This window comes from Cytobacillus spartinae, assembly GCF_042865285.1.
In the GTDB taxonomy this organism is placed as follows: Bacteria; Bacillota; Bacilli; order Bacillales; family Cytobacillaceae; genus Robertmurraya_A; species Robertmurraya_A spartinae.
The window spans coordinates 226,181-249,522 of record NZ_JBIACK010000002.1; the positions used below are offsets into that span (position 1 = coordinate 226,181).

21 protein-coding genes and 1 other annotated feature are annotated in these 23,342 nt (G+C 35.3%); of the genes, 17 read left to right on the plus strand and 4 right to left on the minus strand.

Annotated features, from left to right (window positions below):
- Positions 1-12: 12 nt before the first annotated feature.
- The 5 genes from opp4A (at position 13) to ACFYKX_RS07105 (ending at position 4,922) form a co-directional block, all read left to right on the plus strand.
- Positions 13-1,746 carry an oligopeptide ABC transporter substrate-binding protein gene (gene opp4A / locus ACFYKX_RS07085; protein WP_389359473.1) on the plus strand — a complete coding sequence of 578 codons (1,734 nt, stop codon included), beginning with the start codon at positions 13-15 and terminating at the stop codon, positions 1,744-1,746.
- Between the two features lie 33 nt (positions 1,747-1,779).
- Entirely contained in the window at positions 1,780-2,745 is a 966-nt protein-coding gene (gene opp4B, locus ACFYKX_RS07090; protein WP_389359475.1) for an oligopeptide ABC transporter permease, read from the plus strand.
- Positions 2,746-2,758: 13 nt separating this feature from the next.
- Positions 2,759-3,679, plus strand: a complete 921-nt coding sequence (gene opp4C / locus ACFYKX_RS07095) for an oligopeptide ABC transporter permease (protein ID WP_389359477.1) — start codon at positions 2,759-2,761, stop codon at positions 3,677-3,679.
- A gap of 146 nt (positions 3,680-3,825) precedes the next feature.
- On the plus strand, positions 3,826-4,080 hold the full coding sequence (locus ACFYKX_RS07100) for a hypothetical protein (RefSeq protein ID WP_389359479.1): 255 nt from the start codon (positions 3,826-3,828) through the stop codon (positions 4,078-4,080).
- A 95-nt stretch (positions 4,081-4,175) separates the two neighbouring features.
- Positions 4,176-4,922, plus strand: a complete 747-nt coding sequence (locus tag ACFYKX_RS07105) for a YjbA family protein (RefSeq protein ID WP_389359481.1) — start codon at positions 4,176-4,178, stop codon at positions 4,920-4,922.
- Between the two features lie 68 nt (positions 4,923-4,990).
- Here the strand turns inward: ACFYKX_RS07105 and trpS are convergent, their stop codons facing one another.
- Both trpS and ACFYKX_RS07115 read right to left on the minus strand, forming a co-directional pair.
- Positions 4,991-5,983, minus strand: coding sequence for a tryptophan--tRNA ligase (gene trpS, locus ACFYKX_RS07110; protein WP_389359483.1), 993 nt, complete (start codon positions 5,981-5,983; stop codon positions 4,991-4,993).
- Between the two features lie 151 nt (positions 5,984-6,134).
- Positions 6,135-6,382: a binding site (T-box leader), on the minus strand.
- 53 nt (positions 6,383-6,435) lie between these two features.
- The gene (locus ACFYKX_RS07115; RefSeq protein WP_389359485.1) at positions 6,436-6,798 is read right to left on the minus strand and encodes a DUF3899 domain-containing protein; all 363 of its coding nucleotides are present in this window, start codon (positions 6,796-6,798) and stop codon (positions 6,436-6,438) included.
- A gap of 285 nt (positions 6,799-7,083) precedes the next feature.
- Between ACFYKX_RS07115 and ACFYKX_RS07120 the strand changes: the two genes are divergently transcribed.
- The 6 genes from ACFYKX_RS07120 (at position 7,084) to ACFYKX_RS07145 (ending at position 14,516) form a co-directional block, all read left to right on the plus strand.
- Positions 7,084-8,772, plus strand: coding sequence for a peptide ABC transporter substrate-binding protein (locus ACFYKX_RS07120; protein ID WP_389359487.1), 1,689 nt, complete (start codon positions 7,084-7,086; stop codon positions 8,770-8,772).
- Between the two features lie 148 nt (positions 8,773-8,920).
- The gene (gene opp3b / locus ACFYKX_RS07125; RefSeq protein ID WP_389359489.1) at positions 8,921-9,850 is read left to right on the plus strand and encodes an oligopeptide ABC transporter permease; all 930 of its coding nucleotides are present in this window, start codon (positions 8,921-8,923) and stop codon (positions 9,848-9,850) included.
- A complete protein-coding gene (gene opp3C / locus ACFYKX_RS07130) occupies positions 9,850-10,875 on the plus strand; it encodes an oligopeptide ABC transporter permease (protein ID WP_389359491.1) in 1,026 nt (341 codons plus the stop codon). The genes opp3b and opp3C overlap by 1 nt, the downstream gene beginning before the upstream one ends.
- A 16-nt stretch (positions 10,876-10,891) precedes the next feature.
- On the plus strand, positions 10,892-11,926 hold the full coding sequence (locus ACFYKX_RS07135) for an ABC transporter ATP-binding protein (RefSeq protein ID WP_389359493.1): 1,035 nt from the start codon (positions 10,892-10,894) through the stop codon (positions 11,924-11,926).
- A 24-nt stretch (positions 11,927-11,950) separates the two neighbouring features.
- Positions 11,951-12,889 (plus strand): ABC transporter ATP-binding protein, encoded by a 939-nt coding sequence (locus tag ACFYKX_RS07140; protein ID WP_389359495.1) that lies wholly within the window; start codon positions 11,951-11,953, stop codon positions 12,887-12,889.
- A 430-nt stretch (positions 12,890-13,319) separates the two neighbouring features.
- Complete coding sequence (locus ACFYKX_RS07145) at positions 13,320-14,516, plus strand: putative glycoside hydrolase (RefSeq protein WP_389359497.1); 1,197 nt, start codon at positions 13,320-13,322, stop codon at positions 14,514-14,516.
- A gap of 197 nt (positions 14,517-14,713) precedes the next feature.
- Here the strand turns inward: ACFYKX_RS07145 and ACFYKX_RS07150 are convergent, their stop codons facing one another.
- A complete protein-coding gene (locus ACFYKX_RS07150) occupies positions 14,714-14,899 on the minus strand; it encodes a hypothetical protein (RefSeq protein ID WP_389359499.1) in 186 nt (61 codons plus the stop codon).
- A 299-nt stretch (positions 14,900-15,198) separates the two neighbouring features.
- Here ACFYKX_RS07150 and ACFYKX_RS07155 point away from each other — a divergent pair, with 299 nt between their 5' ends.
- The 5 genes from ACFYKX_RS07155 to ACFYKX_RS07175 all read left to right on the plus strand — a co-directional run bounded on the left by ACFYKX_RS07155 (position 15,199) and on the right by ACFYKX_RS07175 (position 20,698).
- On the plus strand, positions 15,199-15,774 hold the full coding sequence (locus ACFYKX_RS07155) for a GNAT family N-acetyltransferase (RefSeq protein ID WP_389359501.1): 576 nt from the start codon (positions 15,199-15,201) through the stop codon (positions 15,772-15,774).
- A gap of 485 nt (positions 15,775-16,259) precedes the next feature.
- Positions 16,260-16,655 (plus strand): transcriptional regulator SpxA, encoded by a 396-nt coding sequence (spxA, locus tag ACFYKX_RS07160; protein WP_389359502.1) that lies wholly within the window; start codon positions 16,260-16,262, stop codon positions 16,653-16,655.
- A 498-nt stretch (positions 16,656-17,153) separates the two neighbouring features.
- Complete coding sequence (mecA, locus tag ACFYKX_RS07165; protein ID WP_389359504.1) at positions 17,154-17,816, plus strand: adaptor protein MecA; 663 nt, start codon at positions 17,154-17,156, stop codon at positions 17,814-17,816.
- Between the two features lie 81 nt (positions 17,817-17,897).
- Positions 17,898-19,415: a cardiolipin synthase gene (cls, locus tag ACFYKX_RS07170; protein WP_389359506.1), complete on the plus strand. Its 1,518-nt coding sequence runs from the start codon at positions 17,898-17,900 to the stop codon at positions 19,413-19,415.
- 107 nt (positions 19,416-19,522) lie between these two features.
- Positions 19,523-20,698, plus strand: a complete 1,176-nt coding sequence (locus tag ACFYKX_RS07175; protein ID WP_389359508.1) for a competence protein CoiA — start codon at positions 19,523-19,525, stop codon at positions 20,696-20,698.
- A 20-nt stretch (positions 20,699-20,718) separates the two neighbouring features.
- Here ACFYKX_RS07175 and ACFYKX_RS07180 read toward each other — a convergent pair whose 3' ends face one another.
- Positions 20,719-21,012, minus strand: a complete 294-nt coding sequence (locus tag ACFYKX_RS07180) for a hypothetical protein (RefSeq protein ID WP_389359510.1) — start codon at positions 21,010-21,012, stop codon at positions 20,719-20,721.
- Between the two features lie 347 nt (positions 21,013-21,359).
- On the opposite strand from ACFYKX_RS07180, the gene pepF reads away from it, so the two are divergent.
- A complete protein-coding gene (pepF, locus tag ACFYKX_RS07185) occupies positions 21,360-23,177 on the plus strand; it encodes an oligoendopeptidase F (protein WP_389359512.1) in 1,818 nt (605 codons plus the stop codon).
- Positions 23,178-23,342 lie beyond the last annotated feature (165 nt).

Here is a 23,342-nt window from a genome sequence, read left to right on the forward strand (position 1 = left end):
GGGGGGAAAACAATGAAAAAGTCAACATTATGGCTAGTTTCAATCATGCTAATCTTGTCACTTTTCTTAGCGGCATGTTCTAGCGATACTAGCAAAGAAGAACCAGCTGATACTGATAAGGAAGAAGAACCAGCTGATACTGGTGAAGCTAAAGAAGGCGGAGTTGTAACATTTGGTTACACACAACCATTCAAAGGTGTACTTTCTTATGCATACTACGAAGGTGAAGATGATGCAAACGCACTTCAATTCATGCATGAAGGTTTAATCGCAATTAATGATGAGTTATTACCTGAAGCAAACTTAGCTGAATTTGAACTTAACGAAGATAACACAGTTTTAACATTCAAACTTAAGCAAGGTGTTAAATGGCATGATGGCCATGAGTTAACTGCTGAAGATATGGAGTACGCTTGGTACTTAATCGCTGACCCTTCTTATGAAGGTGCTCGTTTTGCTAACGTAGCAATGATCAAAGGTGCTCAAGAGTACAAAGATGGTAAAGCTGACACAATCGAAGGTATTAAACTAGTTGACGATTACACAATCGAAGTAACTGTTACAGAACCTTCTGTAAACTTAGTAGATAACATCTGGTCAATTCCAGAACCAAAACACTATTATGGTGATATTTCTTCTAAAGAACTTCCAGATTCAGAGCAAGTTCGTAAAGCTCCAATCGGTGTAGGACCATTTAAAGTTAAGAACATCGTTCCTGGTGAAATGATTGAATTCGAACGTTTTGATGATTACTGGAGAGGACCTGCTAAATTAGATGGCGTTGTTTACAAAATCATCGACGGTTCATTAGCACAAGGTCTAGTTGAAAACGGTGAAATCGATGTTATTGAAGCTCCAAAAGATCAGTGGGCTCAAATTAAAGAACTTCCAAACGTAAATCCTGTTGAAGCTGATGCAATGTCTTACAGCTACATCGGATTTGACTGGGGTCACTATGATACTGAAAAAGGTGTAAACGTATCTGACAACCCTAAATTCCAAAACAAAAACCTTCGTCATGCTATGGCATACGCAATCGACCGTCAATCTTTCATTGATGGATTTGCAAACGGCTTAGGTAAACCATTAAATACACCATTCCCATCAGTTTCATGGGCAAAAATTGACGATTCTGAAATTAACACATATGAGTACAATGCTGATAAAGCAAAAGAATTACTTGACGAAGCAGGTTATGTAGATGTAGATGGCGACGGCTTCCGTGAAGATCCAGAAGGAAAACCATTCACAATCAACTTTGATGCAATGAGTGGAGCTGAAACTTCTGAAGCACGTGCTCAATTCATCCTTCAATCTTGGCAAGAAGTTGGCTTAAACGCTAAGTTAAACGGTGGTTCATTAAAAGACTTTAACTTATTCTATGACACAATCGAAGCTGATGATCCATCAGTTGAAACATTCATGGGTGCTTGGGGACTTGCAGCTGACCCAGATCCAGCAGGTATCTGGTTATCTACTGATAAGTGGAACATGTGGAGATGGTACAGCGAAAAGTCTGACGAGTTAATCAAGAAGGGTGTTACTTTCCCTGAAGATGCTAGTCAAGACGTAGTAGAACACCGTCAAGCAATCTATAACGAGTGGCAAAAACTTGTTAACGAAGAGTTACCAATCATCTTCTTCGAACAACGTGTTGATCCTTGGGCAATTAACAAGCGCGTTGGTGGCGTAGTAGTAACTCCATTCGGAACTGACGAGTTCTACAACTGGCACATCGTAGAGTAATACAGAAATTTGTTTTGATAAGGGGAATGGAGAATGCTACAATACACTATTCGACGAATATTAGGCATGATTCCAATAATTTTCCTTATCTCAGTAGTGGTATTCACCCTGGCGAAATTAATGCCAGGGGATGCCCTATCTGGGAAGATTGACCCTCTAAACTCTGATCCAGAATACATTGAAGAAATGCGTGAGAAAATGGGGCTAAATGACCCTATTCACATTCAATATATTCGTTGGATGAGCGGAGTGGTACAAGGAGATTTTGGAGATTCATTTGTTCATAAGCAACCAGTAATGGAGTTAGTCGGAGATCGTTTACCAAATACCATCATTTTAGGTATTTCAGCATTATTAATTACTTACTTTTTAGCATTTTTAATGGGATCTTTCTCAGGAAGGTTTGCATATAGTCCAGGAGACTATTTAATAGCCGGAATGAACTATTTAGCATTAGCAATACCAAGTTTTGTTGCTGCACTAGTAGCCATTTATGTATTTGCAATCGAGTTAAGATGGGTTCCTGCTACGGGAAGTATTGGTAGTGGTATTGAACCTGGAACAATAGACTATGTTTTGAGTAAAGCGAAACATACAATTTTACCAGCACTAGTATTAGGTGCTATGGCGACTGCTGGTTATACTCAGTTTTTACGTAATGATATGATCGAAAGCTCTCGTAAAGATTATGTTCGTACTGCAAGAGCTAAAGGTACGAAAGAATCAGCGATTTATAATAAGCACATTTTAAGAAACTCTGTTATTCCAATTATTACACTGTTAGGTTTCGATATTGCGGGAATTTTCGGAGGAGCAATTATTACAGAAACAATCTTTACTTATCCTGGAATCGGATATCTTTTCGTTGAATCTGTAAACTCTCGAGATTATTCAGTTATGATGGCAATTGCGATGATGTTAACGATCTTAACATTAATCGGAAACTTAGTAGCAGATTTACTATACGGTCTAGTAGACCCACGAATTCGTTTAAGTTAGGTAGGTGAGAGTTATGGAACCATCAGTATCACAGCAAAGTTCGACGGCTATTATGGAGCCTGTAAAGCCTCCTAAAAGCCAATCACCTTGGGCTCTCGCCCGCCGAAAGTTTTTGAAAAATAAAATTGCAATGGCTAGTCTTATATTTCTTATTACAGTAACCGTTATGTCACTCTTAGCTGAGCCATTAACCGTTCCGGTAGAAGAAACAAATAAAATTAACTTTACTCAAATGAGTAAGGAACCATCTGCAGAGCACCCTTTCGGAACAGATAAGTCAGGAAGAGACGTGTTTGCGAGAACTCTACATGGTGGTCAAACATCATTATTACTAGCATTTTCGATTACGATTACCGTTATTACAATAGGAACAATTGTAGGTGCAACAGCTGGATTCTTTGGAGGCTGGGTTGATAACGCATTAATGAGATTCACTGATTTTATGATGAACTTCCCATTCTTACTATTCGTTATCGTTTTAAAGTCTATATTCTTAGAATCTAGTACAGGAACATTGATTTTCGTAATAAGTGTACTCAGCTGGACCGGTGCTGCTCGTCTAGTACGAAGCAAAGTAATGGCCGAAAAAGAGAATGAATACATTATGAGTGCAATCTCAATTGGATGTTCACCAGCTAAAACGATTTTTAAACACTTGTTACCAAACGTAATGTCAACCATCATTGTACAAGCTACTCTAATTCTTGCAAGTATGATCGTAGCAGAGACGGGATTAAGTTTCTTAGGATTCGGAGTTCCAATGAACATTCCAACATGGGGTAACATGCTACAAGAAGCAAGAAGTCCAGATGTATTAACAAACAAATGGTGGATTTGGATCCCACCAGCTGCAGTATTAACATTTACAATCCTTTCAATTAACTTTATTGGTGAAGGTCTAAAAGATGCCTTTAACCCTAAATCGAACAGATAAAAATCTACCATCCTGATATGGTAGATTTTTTTTTTCTCTCTTTTTTCTTAATAAATTTGCATCCTCTAACACCCATATTGATTCATATCTTGTCCCATTTTTCATATATATGTATAAATGGACAAGTCCAGAGGTGATGTGGATGTATGGAAAAGATAAGACAACCTTTGTTTTTAAGGATTGCGGACATGCTTTTTAGAATATTTGTTCTACTAACAGGGTTTGGCTTAGCTGTTTCAGGCGGTGTTAGTACCATTGCTTATTTGAATTTGTTAACTACTGGACACAACATGGTTGAGTACTTTAATTATATATCTACACGAATTGAATGTTATCTTCTGCTGATTGGTATTATTCTAATTTGGTTAAGTATCTACTTCCCGGGGAATAGAAATGTATAGGTTAAAAAATGGCTAAAGGTTGTATTTTAGGAATAAATTAACGTATGTCTGCCCATACTGAGTGACAAATAGTTTCTGAAGTGAGGGGTTAATACATGTTGTATCTTCATGATGTTTGGGTGAATTGGTTCGAAGGTGAAGAGAACGGATACAATGTATGTCATTTCCATGAATGGAGAAAAGATGATGGAGTTGAACTACTAGATCAAGTTCCTTTATTAAAATTAGACACAGTTCTTTTTAACTACATAGAGAATGACTTATCGGAGCTACCTCAGCAGCTACTGGATGATATTTATCAAAAGGCATATTTAAGAAAAAATCATGAACGAATCCAATTAGATTATTGTTTTGTTGCAACGGATGGGACCGGAATTCTAGTTGTGGATACGATAGGATATAACATACCAATCAGAAAAAGTAGGTTAATACCAAGACAAGAACAGTTAGTGTATGAAATGATTGAGAATCATGAACCTATCCAATACAACTTTAATGACCAATCTTCATTAAAGGAGTTTCATATTCTTTCACCCGAGCCACAGCTGATGAATGGGTTAACAAGAAAAGAAAGACAACTAAAGCAATTATTATTTATGGCACTTGATCAACTTCACTCTTCAAAGAATGTCGCTGAAGTAAGGTATTGGTACACAGAGTGGAGCCCAGAGAGGTACATGGATATACAAAATTTAAATTTTGAAAGTGCTTGGAATCAACTTTTCGAACAAACGAAATATGGATGGACAAGCAAGCATGAGCATTTTTGCGAAAATTTAATTAAAGGACAACCCTTTTTTGAGAAACTTTGGGAAATGGAGCATGGTCCAAAAGTGAATTAGTTATATTGAAACGGAAGTTTACTGAAAAATATACTTTAAAAAGGAGCTGAAATCTCAGCTCCTTTTGCTTATTTCTTCTTTTTTCTGCCAAGACCCATAGCGTTTTCCATTTTCTTAAGCATTTTACTAGCGACTCTATCAGCTTTTTCAGCTCCTCGGTCTAGTATTTCATCTAACTCGGAGGAATTCATTAGTTCATGATATTTTGTTTGGATTGGTTCCAGTGTGTCGATCACTACTTGAGCTAAATCTGCTTTAAAATCTCCATACCCTTTTCCAATATAATCTTTTTCAATATCAGCAATACTTCTATTTGAAAGGATTGAGTAAATAGATAGAAGGTTTGATACTCCAGGCTTATTTTCCTTATCATATTTTACGATTCCTTCTGAATCGGTAACAGCACTCTTAATTTTTTTCTCAATTTGTTTTGGTTCATCTAAAAGGGATATAAATGCTTTGTTATTTGGATCTGATTTGCTCATTTTCTTTAGTGGATCTTGTAATGACATAACACGTGCTCCAACTTCAGCAATTCGAACCTCTGGAATAGTAAAAATGTCATTATATTTTTTGTTAAATCGTTCGGCTAAATCGCGAGTTAATTCTAAATGTTGCTTTTGATCCTCTCCAACTGGAACCAAATTTGTGCTATATAGCAGAATATCTGCAGCCATCAGTGGTGGATACGTTAAAAGTCCAGCAGAAACCCCATCTTTACCAGCAGATTTATCTTTAAATTGAGTCATTCTTTCTAGTTCACCGATATAAGCTACACATTGCAGCATCCATCCTGCTTGCGCATGAGCTGGAACTTCAGATTGTATAAATAAAGTAGACTTTTCCGGGTCAATTCCACACGCAATATATAATGCAGCAAGACTTCGGATGTTTTTTCGGAGTTGTTGAGGGTCTTGAGCTATGGTTATCGCATGTTGATCAACGATACAAAAGTTGCAGTTGTACTCATGTTGAAGCTCAACAAATTGCTTCATTGCCCCGATATAATTCCCTAGGGTAATGGTTCCACTTGGCTGGATGCCAGAAAAAATATTTTGCATAGATTTACTTCCTCCTAAAACTATTTTATTATAATTTGAATTTGTTCCTAAGCTAAAGAAAGAGTTGAACCAACATGACGTAGAATAGTTCAGAAAATAATATACGTAAAATGGTCCATGAAAACACAAAAAGACCACTCGTCTCCTAATTGTTAGGGACGAATGGTCCGTGTTGCCACCCTATTTACTCCGCGAAAGAGTCACTTTGCTCCACAATATGTGATATCATGGAATCTTTAACGCAGATTTACGTCTACTACTACTATTGTTATTTGGAAATAACAAGTTCACAGAGAAGCTCAAAAGTCCATTCCATTTATTTGGATGTTTGTTTACACCAACCACAAACTCTCTTTGAATCCACAGGATAAATGTACTACTCTTTCTCATTGCTAAAATTATTTACTTATTTTGCATTATAAAAAAAAACGCGATAATTATCAAGGGTTTGGTTAAATATAATAGATGCTTAAAGCAATTAGCATAAGAAAAGTATTCAAAATTCCATTCATTAAAATAGGGGAGTAGTTAAAGCTGATTACTTGAGACAGTGGTCTCATCTCTTCAACCATTTCTTTAGTCACATCTTTCCCAGAGAAGATCAATCGAAATGATTTAGTAATTCGATCAAAAAAACCGGTATTAACGGTAAAAATAATTAAAGAAGTAAATAAAAACAAGCATGAAATATAGAATGAGATATTTATGTAATGCAACAAAGTGACACTCTGGTAATTAAAAATTGATATTAAAATAATGGCTAACTGGGAGATCAAAAAGAGAAAAATGGTTGGTCGGTATTGGGATTTTATCATGAAAACTCTCCTAAAAATATTATTGACTTCACAACATTAAAGCGTGAAAAAAGTAAAGTAATTCCAATAATAATAAGAATTTCAGTGCATGGAAATTACTTAGATAGGCGACAAAGCTTGATATAAAGCCATTTATGTATTATACCATATTATTTTATTTATATTATTGTGGTGTTTTATGAATAGTGTAAAATTTTTTTAAAAAAATATGTACAATGATTTAATTATATGTATAATAGGCAATGTAGTAATTTTTCAGAAAATAGATAAAAGGGAGGTCTTCCAGTGAAAAACAAATTTTCATGGCTTTTAGTATTAACACTAGTACTAAGCATGTTCTTAGCGGCATGTTCTGGTGGTGGAGATACTGAAAACGAAGCTGGAGATAACGAAGGTACTACAGATACTGAAGAGTCAGCATACGCTGATGTACAAGAAATTACTGTATTAGAATCAGCAGAGATTCCATCAATGGATTCTGTTATGGCTGAAGATACAGTTGGTTTCTCAATGTTAAACAACACAAACGAAGGTTTATACCGTATGGATCCGGAACAAAATCCTATCCCTGCATTAGCAGACGGTGAGCCTACTGTTAACGAAGATTCAACAGTTTATACTTTCAAAATCAGAGATGCAAAATGGTCTAACGGTGACGCTGTTACTGCACATGACTTCGTATTTGCTTGGCAACGTGCTATTGCACCAGATACTGCATCAGTATACGGTCCTTACATCATGCCTGGTGTAATTAAAAATGCTGAATCTGTATATAAAGGTGAAATGGAGTTAAGCGAACTAGGTGTTAAAGCTCTTAGCGATAACGAACTAGAAGTAACTCTAGAAAAGCCAGTACCATATTTCTTATCTTTAATGGCTTTTGGTACTTTCTATCCTCAAAACCAAAAGTTTGTTGAAGAAAAAGGTGAAGCATTTGCTTCTAACGCAGAAAATTTAATTTTCAACGGACCATACAAAATGACTAAATGGGACGGCGTTGCTGCAACTGAATGGACTTTAGAAAAGAACGAAGATTACTGGGATGCTGAAAATGTAACCCTTACAAAAATTAACTTTAACGTATTAAAAGATCCACAAGCAGCTGCAAACGCTTTCGAAGCGGGAGAAGCTCATGTTACTACAAAACTTTCTATGCCAGCGGTAATCTCTCAATATGAGGGTGACCCACGTTTAGTTAAATGGTTAGAGCCAACTGAATTCTGGTTAAAGTTTAACCAAGAAAACGAAGCTCTTAAAAACAAAAACATCCGTGCTGCACTTGCTCTAGCATTTGATAAAGATGCTATGGTTAACGATGTAATTCAAAATGGTTCATTAGCTGCTAACTATGCTATGCCTGCAGAATTTGTTAAGCACCCTGAAACAGGTGCAGATTTCCGTGAAAAACACGGTGATTTTAACACTTATGATGCTGAAAAAGCTGCTGAATATTGGACAAAAGGTTTAGAAGAACTTGGCAAAACTGAATTAACTTTCACTTATGTTGCTAGTGACTCTGAACTTGCTAAAACAATCGATGCTTTCATTAAAGATCAATTACAAACTACTCTTCCTGGTTTAACGATTGACCTTCAAAGCGTACCTTTCTCTGTACGTTTAGATCGTGAAGATAGTCAAGATTATGATATCCTTCACTCTGGTTGGGGTCCTGACTACCTAGATCCAATGAGTTTCTCTGACCTTTGGGTAACTGGTGGAGGACATAACAAAATGTCTTACTCTAATGCAGAATATGACAGATTAGTTAAAGAAGCTCAAACAACTCTAGCTGACAAGCCAGCTGAGCGTTTCGAAGCATTACAAGATGCTGAAAAATTATTGTTTGATGACTTTGCAATTGCACCTACTTACCAACGTGCAGCTAACATTCTTGTAGATGAAAGAATCGAAGGCTTCACTTACCACCTTGTTGGTGCTGAATTCAGCTGGAAGTGGGCTAAGCTTAAAAAATAATTTCCAATGAAATTATTTGGTTAACCCTTTATAATTAGGAATAGAAGAGAGTATATTGTCTCAAATATACTCTCTTTTTCCCTGTTTGAGAATTGTCGAAAGATGGGGAAAATTCAATATTTTCTAATATTCCATAGGAGGTGCGAGAATGGTAAAATATATAGCTCAGCGTGTATTTTATATGATAATAACGTTATTTATTATCGCTTCATTAACATTCTTTTTAATGAAACTAATTCCTGGTACACCATTTAAGAACCAAGCAAAATTATCCCCTGCTCAGCTAGAAGTCATGCTTGAAAAGTATGATTTGGATAAGCCAGTACCAGTTCAATATGTTAAATATATGACAAACCTGGTTCAAGGTGACCTAGGTACATCATTCCAATTTAGTAATGCTGAGGTTACTGACTTGTTAATGCAACGTATCGGTCCTTCTGCACAATTAGGACTTCAAGCGTTAATTTTTGGTACTATTGTTGGAACATTACTCGGAATAGTAGGTGCTCTAAGGCAGAACACATGGGTTGACTATAGTGCAACATTTGTAGCAGTTATAGGTAAATCCATTCCTAACTTTGTATTTGCTGGACTACTACAGTATTATATTGCAGTTAAACTTGGTTGGCTTCCACCAGCATTCTGGAAGGGCTTCGAATATACTATTCTGCCTACTATTGCTTTATCTATGTTTACAATTGCGATCACAGCTCGTTTCATGAGAACTGAAATGATTGAGGTATTAAGCTCTGACTACATTACTTTAGCTAAGGCTAAGGGTGCTAGTTACTTTGAAATTGCCTTTAAGCATGCGATGAGAAATGCTTTAATTCCTGTAATCACAGTTTTAGGTCCTCTTGCAGTAGGTCTTATGACTGGTTCTCTAGTTATTGAGAAGATTTTCGGTATCCCTGGTTTAGGAGAACAGTTCGTTAAAGCAGTAATGGTTAACGATTATCAAATTATTATGGGAACAACTTTACTTTTCTCATTCTTATTTATAGTTGTTATTTTAGTAGTGGACATTCTCTACGGATTAATTGATCCACGAATTCGTTTAGCGGGAGGTAAGAATTAATGAAACAGAATGACAAAATCAACAAAGAACAATTCGAGCCCGCGATTATTGATGCCTCTAAAAGTGAAGAAATTTCAAAGCCAAGTCTTAATTATTGGCAAGATGCATGGCTGAGAGTTAAAAAGAATAAAGCAGCTATAGTTAGTTTAGTTGTGATAGCGTTTCTTATCGTCATAGCATTAATTGGACCAGGCTTAAGCAAATATGAATACGATAAACAAAATACGAAGCACGCGAATCTTCCTCCACGTGTTGAAGCCTTAGAAAATATTTCTTGGTTACCTTTTGATGGGACAAGAAAGCTTAAGAATGGTGACATCGTTAATCCTTATGAGCAAAAAGGAATTGAAGAGTATTATTGGTTCGGTACAGACAATTTAGGACGTGACCAGTTCTCTCGTGTATGGAAAGGTACTCAAATCTCTCTATATATTGCCTTTTTAGCAGCATTTATCGATATGATTATTGGTGTTGCATTTGGTGCTATTTCAGGTTATTTCGGTGGTAGAATTGATAACATTCTTCAACGTGTAATTGAGATTATTACCGGTATTCCAAATCTAGTTATAGTTATTCTTATGATTCTAGTGTTAAAACCTGGTATTATATCAATAACAGTTGCTTTAACGATTACCGGTTGGGTTGGTATGGCCCGTGTTGTACGTGCACAAGTACTGAAATTAAAGAATCAAGAATTTGTTTTAGCTTCTAAAACCTTAGGAGCAAGTGATGCAAAAATTATCTTTAAACATCTTCTACCAAACCTAGTTGGTGTTATTATCATTAACACAATGTTTACGATTCCTAATGCTATTTTCTTTGAGGCTTTCTTAAGTTTCATCGGTTTAGGTTTACAAGACCCATTAGCTTCGTTAGGAACGTTAATTGATGAAGGGTTCAAATCAATGCATGCATTCCCACATCAAATGTTTATCCCAGCTGTAGTAATCAGTGTTATCATGGTTGCATTTAATATGATTGCTGACGGATTACGTGACGCATTAGACCCTAAAATGAGAGACTAAGGCAGGTGATTGATCAATGGAAAAAATGTTAGAAGTTAAAGATTTAAATATTTCATTCCACACCTTTGGTGGTGAAGTAAAGGCTATTCGTGGCGTGAATTTTGATTTATACAAAGGTGAAACATTAGCCATCGTTGGTGAGTCTGGCTCTGGTAAATCTGTAACGACCAAATCAATCATGCGACTACTTCCTGAAAGCAACTCAGAAATCAAAAGCGGACAAATCTTATTTGATGGTAAAGATCTAGCGAAATTAACTGATAAGCAAATGCAGAAAATTCGTGGTAAAGATATTTCTATGATTTTCCAGGATCCAATGACATCACTGAATCCTACGATGATTGTTGGTAAACAAATCATGGAACCTATTATTAAACATCAAAATATGAGTAAATCTGAAGCTAAAGAAAGAGCAATAGAATTATTACGTCTTGTAGGAATTCCAAAGCCTGAAGATCGTTTCAAACAGTATCCACACCAATTCTCAGGTGGTATGAGACAAAGGGTTGTTATTGCGATAGCTCTTGCTTGTAATCCAAGAGTCTTGATTGCAGATGAACCAACAACTGCACTTGATGTAACCATTCAAGCTCAAATCTTAGAGCTTATGAAAGATTTACAACAAAAGATTGATACGTCCATTATTTTCATTACGCATGATTTAGGTGTTGTTGCGAATGTTGCTGACCGTGTTGCTGTAATGTATGGTGGTAAAATTGTAGAAATTGGTACTGTTGATGAGATTTTCTACAACCCTAAACATCCTTATACGTGGGGACTAATTAGTTCAATGCCAGATCTTGATACAGGTAAATCAGAATTATATGCAATTCCTGGTTCACCACCTGATCTTTTAAACCCACCAAAAGGTGATGCTTTCGCACCGCGAAATCAATTTGCAATGAAGATTGATTTAGAACAAGAGCCTCCTATGTTTAAAGTATCGGATACTCATTATGCAGCAACTTGGTTGTTACATCCAGATGCACCAAAGGTTGAACCACCAGCAGCTGTATTAAAAAGAATGGAACAGTATCCAGGAGTTAAATAAACCTAAAAGGAGGGACTCGTTTAAATGGAAAATAGAAAAAAGCTTGTTGAAATTAAAAACTTAAAACAGTATTTTAATATGGGTAAACCCAATGAAGTTAGAGCAATTGACGGCGTTTCCTTCGACATCTACGAAGGTGAAACATTAGGTCTAGTTGGTGAATCTGGCTGTGGTAAATCTACAACTGGTAGAACGATTATTCGCCTGTATGATGCTACCGATGGTGAAGTAATATACGATGGCGAAAACGTCCACGGTAAAAAATCAAAAGCAGATTTAAAGAAATTTAATCGTAAAATGCAAATGATATTCCAAGATCCTTATGCTTCATTGAACCCAAGAATGAAAGTCGCTGATGTTATCGCAGAAGGTATTGACATTCATGGGTTAGCTAAGACGAAGGAAGAACGTATGAAAAGAGTTCACGAGCTTTTGGAAACGGTTGGATTAAACAAAGAACATGCTAACCGTTATCCACATGAATTCTCTGGTGGTCAAAGACAACGTATCGGTATTGCTCGTGCGCTAGCTGTTGATCCAGATTTCATTATTGCTGACGAACCAATTTCGGCTTTAGACGTTTCCATTCAAGCTCAAGTTGTAAATTTAATGAAAAAACTTCAGCGTGAAAAAGGGTTAACGTATTTGTTTATTGCCCATGATCTATCGATGGTTAAATATATTAGTGACCGTATAGGTGTTATGTACTTTGGTAAATTAGTTGAGCTCACTACAGCTGAAGAATTGTACTCAAATCCATTACACCCTTACACACAATCACTACTATCTGCCATCCCACTTCCAGATCCTATTTCCGAGCGCAGCCGCAGACGTAAAACGTACGATCCAGCAATGCACAATTATGATGAGAACGATGTGGTCGAATTACGTGAAGTAAAACCTGGTCACTTTGTTCTTTGCTCAGAAAAAGAATTTGAACAGCTAAAATCTCAGAGTAAATAATAAAAAACGATCTCTAAATGGGATCGTTTTTTTTATTTGGGTCCAATTAGATTTAGATATTGTTTATCGAAAATTGAAAAATAATATCTAGTATTGTGTTAGACCTAAAGAAGTAAACGATCAAATGTTTCGAATGTAGAAATATATCTTTACTACTGTTGTACGTTAACGTAAATTGCTCATTATTATCATACAATAACTTAAGGAAGAATTCCATTGTAAATTTTCAATAATTAGATAATTTTTAATAATTGTATAATAACATGTCTCATATCCTATTAAAGAAGATATTTCTAATTTTTTTATTTTTATAGAAACATAGATTTCAGATAATCATTAAGGGTAGAATATAGATAGTGTTACAGAAATCGACATTTATTGCGTAGTTCCTTTGTTCTTCTTAGATAGACAAAAGAAGGGAGAGTTTATTTTGAGAAAAGTTAAATATGTCGTTTTATTTATTATTCTCTTTTTTACACTACCTATTAGTATTCAAGCTAATGATGATTTTTCTGGTTTTGCATCAAAGCAACCATTTAGAGAGCATATCTCGTTGGTGAAAGTGATCCCAAAAGAAATGAAGAGGTTTGTTTTTGATTCTGGCTTTCACTTTACATATCCAGATGCAGTTAGAGGAATTTATGTAACTGGTCACTCTGCTGGGGGAGAAAGGTTAAATAATTTAACACAATTAATTGACACGACGGATTTAAATGCAATGGTTATAGACGTCAAGGATGATTGGGGAAATCTTACCTATGAACCGGAAGCTGACTCTCCATATAAGCAAATTGGAAAGCGTTATATAAAAGATCCGCAAAAGCTGTTGAGGGTCTTGGAAGAAAAGGAAATTTATCCGATTGCCAGAGTAGTTGTGTTTAAGGACTCTGTGCTATCTAAAGCTAAACCAGAGCTATCTTTTAAAGAAGGAAATACCGTTTGGAAGAACGGTAGAGAGGAGTCCTTTGTTAATCCATTCTTAAAGGATGTTTGGGATTATAATATTGGGATTGCTATTGAAGCAGCAAAAATGGGATTTCAAGAAATTCAATTTGATTATGTACGCTTTCCAGAAGGGTTTGAAACGAGAGACACAATATTAACATACTCAATGGGCGATTATAAAGATATGGATATGGATAATGTTCAAAAACGTGTTCAGGCTGTAACAGATTTTGTCGCATACGCAAAACAAAAACTGGAACCGTATGGGGTTCAGGTATCTGTCGACATATTTGGTTATACAGCTACACTTCCAGAGGCACCTGGAATAGGACAAAACTTCTCAAAAATATCTGAGCATGTAGATGTCATTTCTTCAATGATTTATCCAAGTCACTGGACATCCTATTTTGGAATACCTAAACCTGATATAGAGCCTTACAAACTTGTATCGGAATACGTTAAGGTAGAAAAGAAGAAGTTGAGCCAACTACAAAACCCACCTGTATCGAGACCGTGGATACAGGACTTTACAGCATCTTGGCTTGGCAAGGGAAATTATAAGGTTTACGGAAAAGAAGAAGTAGAAGCCCAAATAAAAGCGTTGAATGACCATGGGATAAACGAGTACCTACTATGGAATGCTGGCAATCGTTACACTACAAATGTGGATTATACTCCTTAGTTGATTTAAAGTATTAAAGGTAAGTGGTGTCTGCTGCGTAAATTAACCCCTTACATTAAGTTGAATAATAAAGTAAAAACCGAAGAACAGATAGTTCTTCGGTTTTTTCCATTATGGTGTATCTCCTATAAAAGTGGCTTATTGTAGCACATATATCTGATATAAGGTATCATAGTATATGGGTAAAGAAATTGATGTTATTTCTTGTTGCCGCCCACACTTTTCCATCCGGTCTGGAAACTTTCTGATCGATCCACGAATTCGGATTTACGTTTACCGCCAAAGAATTTTTCTCCGATTCCATTTGTTAGAACACCTAAAACCGCTGTAAGCCCAATTACAAGTACAGCAACTATTGTTAAATCCATTATGTATCCAACCATGATAAACCTCCATCTTTCTTTTTCACAAGAATGCTCTGTGAGTAATATGAAGTAATCCCCTATCCTTATTGTAAAAGAACTTTATTCGTATTGAAAGGGGAAAATCTACAAATACTTCCGATAATGAGTGATTTCTGTTCCTATACCGTTTAAAACTACTGTTTCAGAAGAAAAAACCGGTTCTTTGAATAGTTAGTTTAACGAATCGTACTTACACATCCTATTGATTAATCGTGTGGGTAGGATAGAGAAAGCTGGGAGCTTATCAGGATGGAAATAGATATTAAAGGAGTAGAAGTATGCACTGGTATGAAAAACTAAATCAGTATTTTCCAATTGAAGAGATGAAGTCTAGAGAGCACATGGAAACACTTTTAAAGGAGCGTTCTAATATTTACCATAAGGATGAGGGCCCTCTACATGTTCTTATGTATGCAGAACTTGATAATTTTGTTTTTATTGATTATTTATTCGTATCTAAGGATGCTCGTGGTCAAGGACTAGGTCATAAGTTAATCGAAAAACTGAAAAGAAAGCAAAAACCAATCATATTAGAGGTTGAGCCTGTCGATTATGACGATACAGATACCGAGAAGAGACTGCGTTTTTATAAGCGAGAAGGATTTGAACATGCACAGTCCATTGGATATCAGAGAAGATCTTTAGCCACTAAAGAAATTAATACAATGGAAATATTGTACTGGGCTCCTAATCAGGAAAGTGAAGAGGTTGTTTTCGAGGCGATGAAAAAAACATACGAAATGATTCACACGTATAAAGATAAACATTTTTATGGACAGTCTTATCAACCTGTCGAAGAAGTATTAACGTTTGAAGAAGATAGAGATACAGAAAATTTATTAAGGGATTTGTAATCGTGTTTATTTTGAAAGCGCAGTCATATACAGGATGACTGCGTTTTCATTTTCATTAATTAATTGAGAATGAAAAAATTACGTAAATATATGTTTAGGGTCAATATATTGGGGTAATTAAAAAGAAATTAAAGATTTGTAATTCTGACCTACATAATCTTCATGATTCATTCGAAGTGTATAAAATATAAAGGATTATTTTAAAAACTATTAAAATAAATGAAACTTTTCTCGTTCTTTTTCGTCTAATATAGTAGAGACATTAATATTGTTTAAGTGTTGTATAACAATTATAAAAGTTAATTTCTTTCTAAAAAAACAATACCTTTTTACAATAGAGTATTGTATAATAAATAATATAAATTACTTATTTAAAGTAATTTTAATTAGGAGAGGTACTCAGTTAAGAATTAATGCGCATGCTTAAATCTCTAAATAAAATATAAATGTTAGATTTTCTATATTAAAGGAGTGTGAATTTTTAAATGGTTACATTATACACTTCACCTAGTTGTACATCCTGCCGAAAAGCGAAGGCTTGGCTTGAAGAACATGAAATTCCTTATACGGAAAGAAATATTTTTTCTGAGTCGTTATCTATTGATGAAATTAAAGAAATTCTTCGCATGACAGAGGATGGAACAGATGAAATTATCTCTACAAGATCAAAAACGTTCCAAAAGCTAAATGTGAATTTAGAAACAATGCCTCTTCAAGATTTGTTTGAGCTTATTAAAGATAACCCTGGTTTGCTTCGTCGTCCGATTATCATTGATGAGAAGCGCCTACAGGTAGGTTATAATGAAGATGAAATTCGACGTTTCCTTCCAAGAAAGGTTCGTACATTTCAGCTTCGTGAAGCACAGCGCCTTGTAAACTAAGCATGAAGGACCTTCGTATATTCGAGGGTCCTTTTATTATTTCCACATTCCTATGATGATCCGATTAATAAAAATTGAGTGTCGGTCAATTTTCTGTTAAGATACAACAAATACTCTTTTTAAACAGATTTTGTGGTAGTCGAATCTTGTATTGACTGGCGAAATAATATGAGCATCTCCCGCGAGGCTCCATAAAAAAAGGGGTATAATGAAAAGTGTAGGTTATGATTTAAGTGAATTTCATGTCGACTTAACTGTTTTACAAGTGACATTACTGGATATTTATTATTCATATAGGCATTCAATGGTTTTTTGAAAAGTGCAACATTTTGTTTCCCTTTATTCTATTTTTATCATAAAATGAAAGTACAAGGTAAGAATACAATTTACCGCATAATTTATATGATTAACCATAGAAATGATGGGTAAAGGGTAACACGTTTTCTGCATGGGGGTATTGATTCCCTTCCAAAAATGCAAGAAGGGAGAGGTTACTGGATGGAGATTGAAAGAATTAATGATAATACAGTTAAGTTTTACATTTCATATGGTGATATAGAAGAAAGGGGCTTCGACCGCGAAGAGATTTGGTATAATCGCGAAAGAAGTGAGGAACTTTTCTGGGAGATGATGGATGAAGTCCACCAAGAAGAAGAGTTCATGATCGAAGGACCTCTCTGGATTCAAGTCCAAGCCTTAGACAAAGGACTAGAAGTTCTCGTTACTAAAGCTCAATTAACAAAAGATGGGCAAAAATTCGAATTACCGATTCCTGAGGATAAGTTTAAGGATTTACCTGTTGATGAGAGAATTGAAGATCTTCTTGATCAGCACTTTCAACCTAAATCAGGTGAGGACGACTCATATGAAGATTCATTAGAATTTCTAATCACATTTAAAGACTTTGAGGATTTAATTTCTCTTGCTAAACGAAATATATTAGATACGCTACAAACAAAACTTTTCAGTTTTGAGAACAAGTATTATCTGCATGTTGAATTTCCAGAAGATGAATTTGAAGAAGATGAGATTGATAACAGTCTAAGTCTGCTACTTGAATACGGAATTGAAGCTCAAGTGACCATTTATCGTGTTGAAGAATATGGAAAACTGATTATTGCAGAGAATGTCTTTGAAGAATTAAGAAAACACTTTAACTAAAAAATACCGATTTCAGGAATGAAATCGGTATTTTTAATATCTTTAAGCAAACTAACTGGTGTTTCGCTGGAGGTGTTCGGGATGAAAAATACAGTTAGAGTGGCTCTGTTTTTAGGCGGTTTAACTATTTTATATTATCTATTCAGTGATTATTTAGAAGGTGGTTTACTTAGTTACATAAGTATTATTACAACCCTTTCTGTCATTTTTATTGGGTTTGTTATTTTCTTAGAAAATCGCCATCCAACTCAAACGTTAACTTGGATTATTGTGCTTGGAAGTTTTCCTCTTGCAGGATTTATTTTTTATTTACTTTTCGGAAAAAACTTTAAAAAAGAGAAAATGTTCAGGAAGAAGTATTTTCTTGATAAACAAGCTTTTACGAAATTTGAAGGAGATTCGGGACCTCCAATAACTGAAAAGCTCGAGCGGTTAGGAGAAGACCAGAGGAGACTATTTAATTTAGCCCATAAAATTAGTAATAGTCCAATCTCATTTGGAACAGAGACGAAGGTGTTAACGAATGGGGAGGAAACGTTTCATCATATTTTGGAAGCACTGAGAGGTGCAACTCACCACATTCATCTAGAATACTATATTGTTCGAAATGATGAGATTGGACAGGAAATTAAGGAAGTGTTAATTCAAAAGGCAAAAGAAGGTGTGGAAGTTCGGTTCCTCTACGATGCAGTAGGTTCATGGAATTTATCAAGAAGGTATATCGTAGAGATGCGAAATGCTGGGATTGGAATCGTTCCATTTGGGCCAGTTAGGGTACCGATGCTTAACAATAAAATCAACTTCAGAAATCATAGGAAAATTATTGTTATAGATGGTGCGGTAGGATTCGTTGGCGGTTTGAATATTGGAGATGAGTACCTTGGAAAGAATAAAGCGATTGGATTTTGGCGGGATACCCACTTGTTAGTACAAGGTGAGGCGGTAAGGACTCTTCAATTAATTTTCTTGCAGGATTGGTATTACATGACCAATCAAAGCTTTCTAAACCCTAAATATTTGTCTCCACCTCTAAAAGAAAATGATTCTTCTGGTGGTGGTGTCCAACTTATTGCTGGAGGACCAGATAATGAGTGGAGTGTTATTAAGAATATTTTTTTCTCCATGATCACATCCGCTAACAAATCCGTCTGGATAGCATCTCCTTACTTTATTCCTGATGAAGATATATTTTCAGCGATTAAGATTGCAGCACTGAGTGGGATAGATGTTCGAATATTAGTACCAAACAAGCCTGATAAGCGAATTGTCTTTTACGCTTCCCGTTCTTATTTTCCAGAGTTGTTGGAAGCAGGGGTAAAGATTTATGAGTACGAAAAAGGTTTCATGCATAGTAAGTATATTGTCGTAGATGATGAGTTAGCTTCTATTGGAACTTCGAATATGGACATGCGGAGTTTTCATCTAAATTTTGAAGTGAATGCCTTTCTATACAAGACATCAAGTATTGAAGATCTCTCTAGAGAATTTTTAAAGGACCTAAAAGATTCAAAACTCATTGATTTGTCGGAGTTTAAGAAGAGGAATATTGGATTAAGATTGCTTGAATCCACTTCTCGATTACTATCACCACTACTGTGAGCTTGGTATATAGCCAAGCTTATTTTTTATGAACAAAGGAAAAATATGCTGTTATATCGAATTCATATTTGAGGCTATCACAATAGAAAAAAGAAAGGAGAGAATGTATGCTAACTGCAAAAACGGATAATGGACAGACAATTAGTTTAGGAGACATTATTGTTAACAAACAGTCTTTACTGCCTTTGAGAGGAAGGTTATTTTATTGTCCGCAATGCTCTAATAAAGTCATATTAAAAGCTGGTCCCAAAAAAGTTGCACATTTTGCTCATGAAAAAGGTGCTGATTGTACGGATTATTATGAAAGAGAAACTGAATACCATCTTTTAGGAAAGTTGCGTTTATTTGAATGGTTGAAGAATAAAGGACTGTCTCCGGAATTAGAACCATATTTCAGTCATATTAGACAAAGAGCTGATATTTCATTTGTCTACAATAAGAAAACCTATTGTATAGAATTTCAATGTTCTCCCATTCCAGAAGAACTATTTATAAAGAGAACGACCAACTATTTGAAGAATTCTCTAATCCCCATTTGGATATTGGGAGGCAAAAATATTAAGCGCTCGAATAATCATAGGGCCACTCTTAGTAGCTTTGACTATCTATTTTTAAGAAAAAACGCTAATCAGAATTGGTTTATCCCCGCATTTTGTCCAAACAGTAATCAGTTGATTATCCTCAATAATCTCTATCCCTTTTCGATAAGACATGCAACTTCTGCTTTTTCGATAACACCCATAACAAAGATGAACCTAGAGGATTTACTAAACCCTCCTATAATCACTAGGTGTAATTATGTGGACTGGCTTTCAGCAATTCAGCGATATAAGACATCGCTTATTACAAATAGTAGGGCTTTTTCTAATCCATTCTTGTTAGAACTTTACCATCGCTCCTTATCCCCTCAACTTTTACCACCCTATATTGGCTTTCCATTAAAAAATCATATCGCTATAGAAACCCCACCGTTTATTTGGCAAACATACTTAATCATTGATAATCTCGTTTCCTTAGAAGTGGGGGAAGTAATTAATTTTCAACATGTATATCTATCTCTGTTAAAAAGGATTAATAAGAACGAAGTAAGAGTAAGAAGGTTACCCCTAATCAAGGAGAATACACTACCTTTTCTATTAAAAGATTATCTAATTTTATTATCTAAATGGAACATAATAAGACAGTTAGACAACAATCATTTTATCCTTGTAAGTGCTATTACCTCCTCTAAAAATGTACTTGATGCCATAAAAATAGAGGAAGAATTCTATCGAAATCAATGACAACTCATAGACTTGTCGTATTAGGTTAGTACAACATAGGTCTTACGTAAATGACTCAACAGATCTTTCATATCTTTCTGTAATGGGAGGCAAGGTTGTTGTCCGAAGGGGGTAGGGAATATCATCTTTTGACAAATATTACAATGCTCCTGGTTTTTAAAATAATGCTTAATATTTAATGGTAATAGCTCTTCTGATTTCCCAATCAAGAAGTGAAAGGTTTGATTTTCTATAACAAAGCTAATCTCATATCCGTTAAATATGTCAAGTGCTTTTACTGTAACGTGCTCAAATGGAAGTTCCTTAATATTCATCTTCACTCATCCTCATTTTTTATTAAGTCTCTATCTATTTTACCTAATCTTTAGAAATTAGGATATTAAGAAGGTATTTTCCATTTATATGCTGAAGAAGAAAAGATACGCTGAAGGATCAAGGATCATACAACTACCATAATTTAAGCTAAATACATCCTAAAAAATTCTTGAAAAAAATTACTGATATATGAAATATAGGAATAAACATAAACTATGTAGGCAGACTTTTTTCTACATGAATTTATTTGTGTAGAAAGAAGGAATTAGGCTACATTGATAGAATACTCAAATAGGAAAAGGCTTTTTTCGAAATTCGAAATAATTTTTTCAAGGAGGAACGCTACATGACCAATGAAACAGCTGTAAAAAAACTTCCCTCTAGAAGTGAAATTAAGATGGAAGATACATGGAGATTAGAAGATATATTTCCAACGGATCAAGCTTGGGAAAAAGAATATCAAGCTGTTAAAGAGCTAATTCCTGAAGCTAGCCAATTTCAAGGGAAATTAGGAGAAAGTGCTGAGACACTATACACTGCACTTCAATATCAGGATCAAGTCCTAGAGCGAATTGGAAGACTATATACATACGCTCATATGCGCTATGACCAAGATACAACAAATTCTTTTTATCAAGGGTTCGATGACCGTATTAAGAATTTATACTCACAGGTTGCGAGTAGCTTAGCTTACATCGTACCAGAAGTTTTGTCTATTGATGAAGATAAAGTAAAGGGCTTCTTGAATGAAAAAGAAGAGTTAAAACTATATGAGCATGCATTAGAGGAAATCAATTTACAGCGTCCACATGTACTTTCTGCAGAGGCGGAAGGTTTGCTTGCTCAGGCGTCTGAAGTAATGAATGCGTCAAGTAATACATTTGGAATGTTAAATAATGCTGATTTAGAGTTCCCTAGTATAAAGGATGAAAATGGCGAAGAGGTTGAAGTCACTCACGGCCGTTACATTCGTTTCCTAGAAAGTTCTGATCAAAGAGTCCGTCAAGATGCATTTAAAGCAGTTTATGATACGTATGGTAAGTACAAAAATACGTTTGCAAGCACATTAAGTGGAACAGTAAAAAAAGATAATTTCAATGCAAGAATAAGAAAATATGATTCAGCACGCCACGCAGCTCTAGCAGCTAATAATATACCGGAAAGTGTCTACGAAAACCTAGTCAACACGATTAATGACAACCTTCATCTGTTGCACAGGTATGTAAAGCTTCGTAAAAAAGTACTGGGTGTCGATAAGCTTCATATCTATGATCTATATACACCTCTTGTGAAGGATGTAAAAATGGAAATCCCATATGATGAAGCTAAGGATCTTATTCTAAAAGGTCTTGCTCCGTTGGGAGAAGATTATCAAAATGTATTGAAAGAAGGTTTTGCAAACCGTTGGGTAGATGTTCATGAAAATAAAGGCAAGCGAAGTGGTGCATATTCATCTGGTGCTTACGGAACAAACCCATATATATTAATGAACTGGCAAGATAATGTAAATAACTTATTTACACTAGCTCATGAGTTTGGGCACTCGGTTCACAGTTACTACACACGCAGAACTCAGCCATACCCATATGGTAGCTATTCTATTTTCGTAGCTGAAGTTGCTTCTACTTGTAATGAAGCACTACTCAATGATTATTTATTAAAGACGATTGATGATGAACAAAAGCGTCTGTACCTGTTAAATCATTACTTAGAGGGCTTTAGAGGCACTGTGTTCCGTCAAACAATGTTTGCTGAATACGAACATCTAATTCATCAGAAAGCACAAAATAACGAAGCATTAACCGCTGATTTATTTACGAAAGAATATTACGATTTGAATAAGAAGTATTTTGGAGAAGAGGACATCGTCATTGACGAAGAAATTGGCTTAGAGTGGTCAAGAATTCCTCACTTCTATTACAATTACTATGTGTACCAATATGCAACAGGGTTTAGTGCTGCAACGGCTCTTAGTAAGCAAATTTTAGAAGAAGGTCAACCAGCAGTAGACCGTTATATCGAGTTCTTGAAGTCAGGAAGCTCTGACTATCCAATTGAAGTACTGAAAAAAGCTGGAGTCGATATGACGAGTTCTACTCCTATTGAAGAAGCTTGTAAAGTGTTCGAACAAAAGCTAAGTGAAATGGAAAGTATTCTTTCTTAATAAGTTTGTAAAGGATCAATCAAATTTATGGTTGGTCCTTTATTATTTTTTCTAACAGAAGCTAAAGCGCTTAGAAAAGGATACCGAAAACTCTTCTCTTTAAATTGTAAACTGTGATATTCCTCATGCTTTGTGCTAAAATTTTTACAACACTAGAATCTCAAT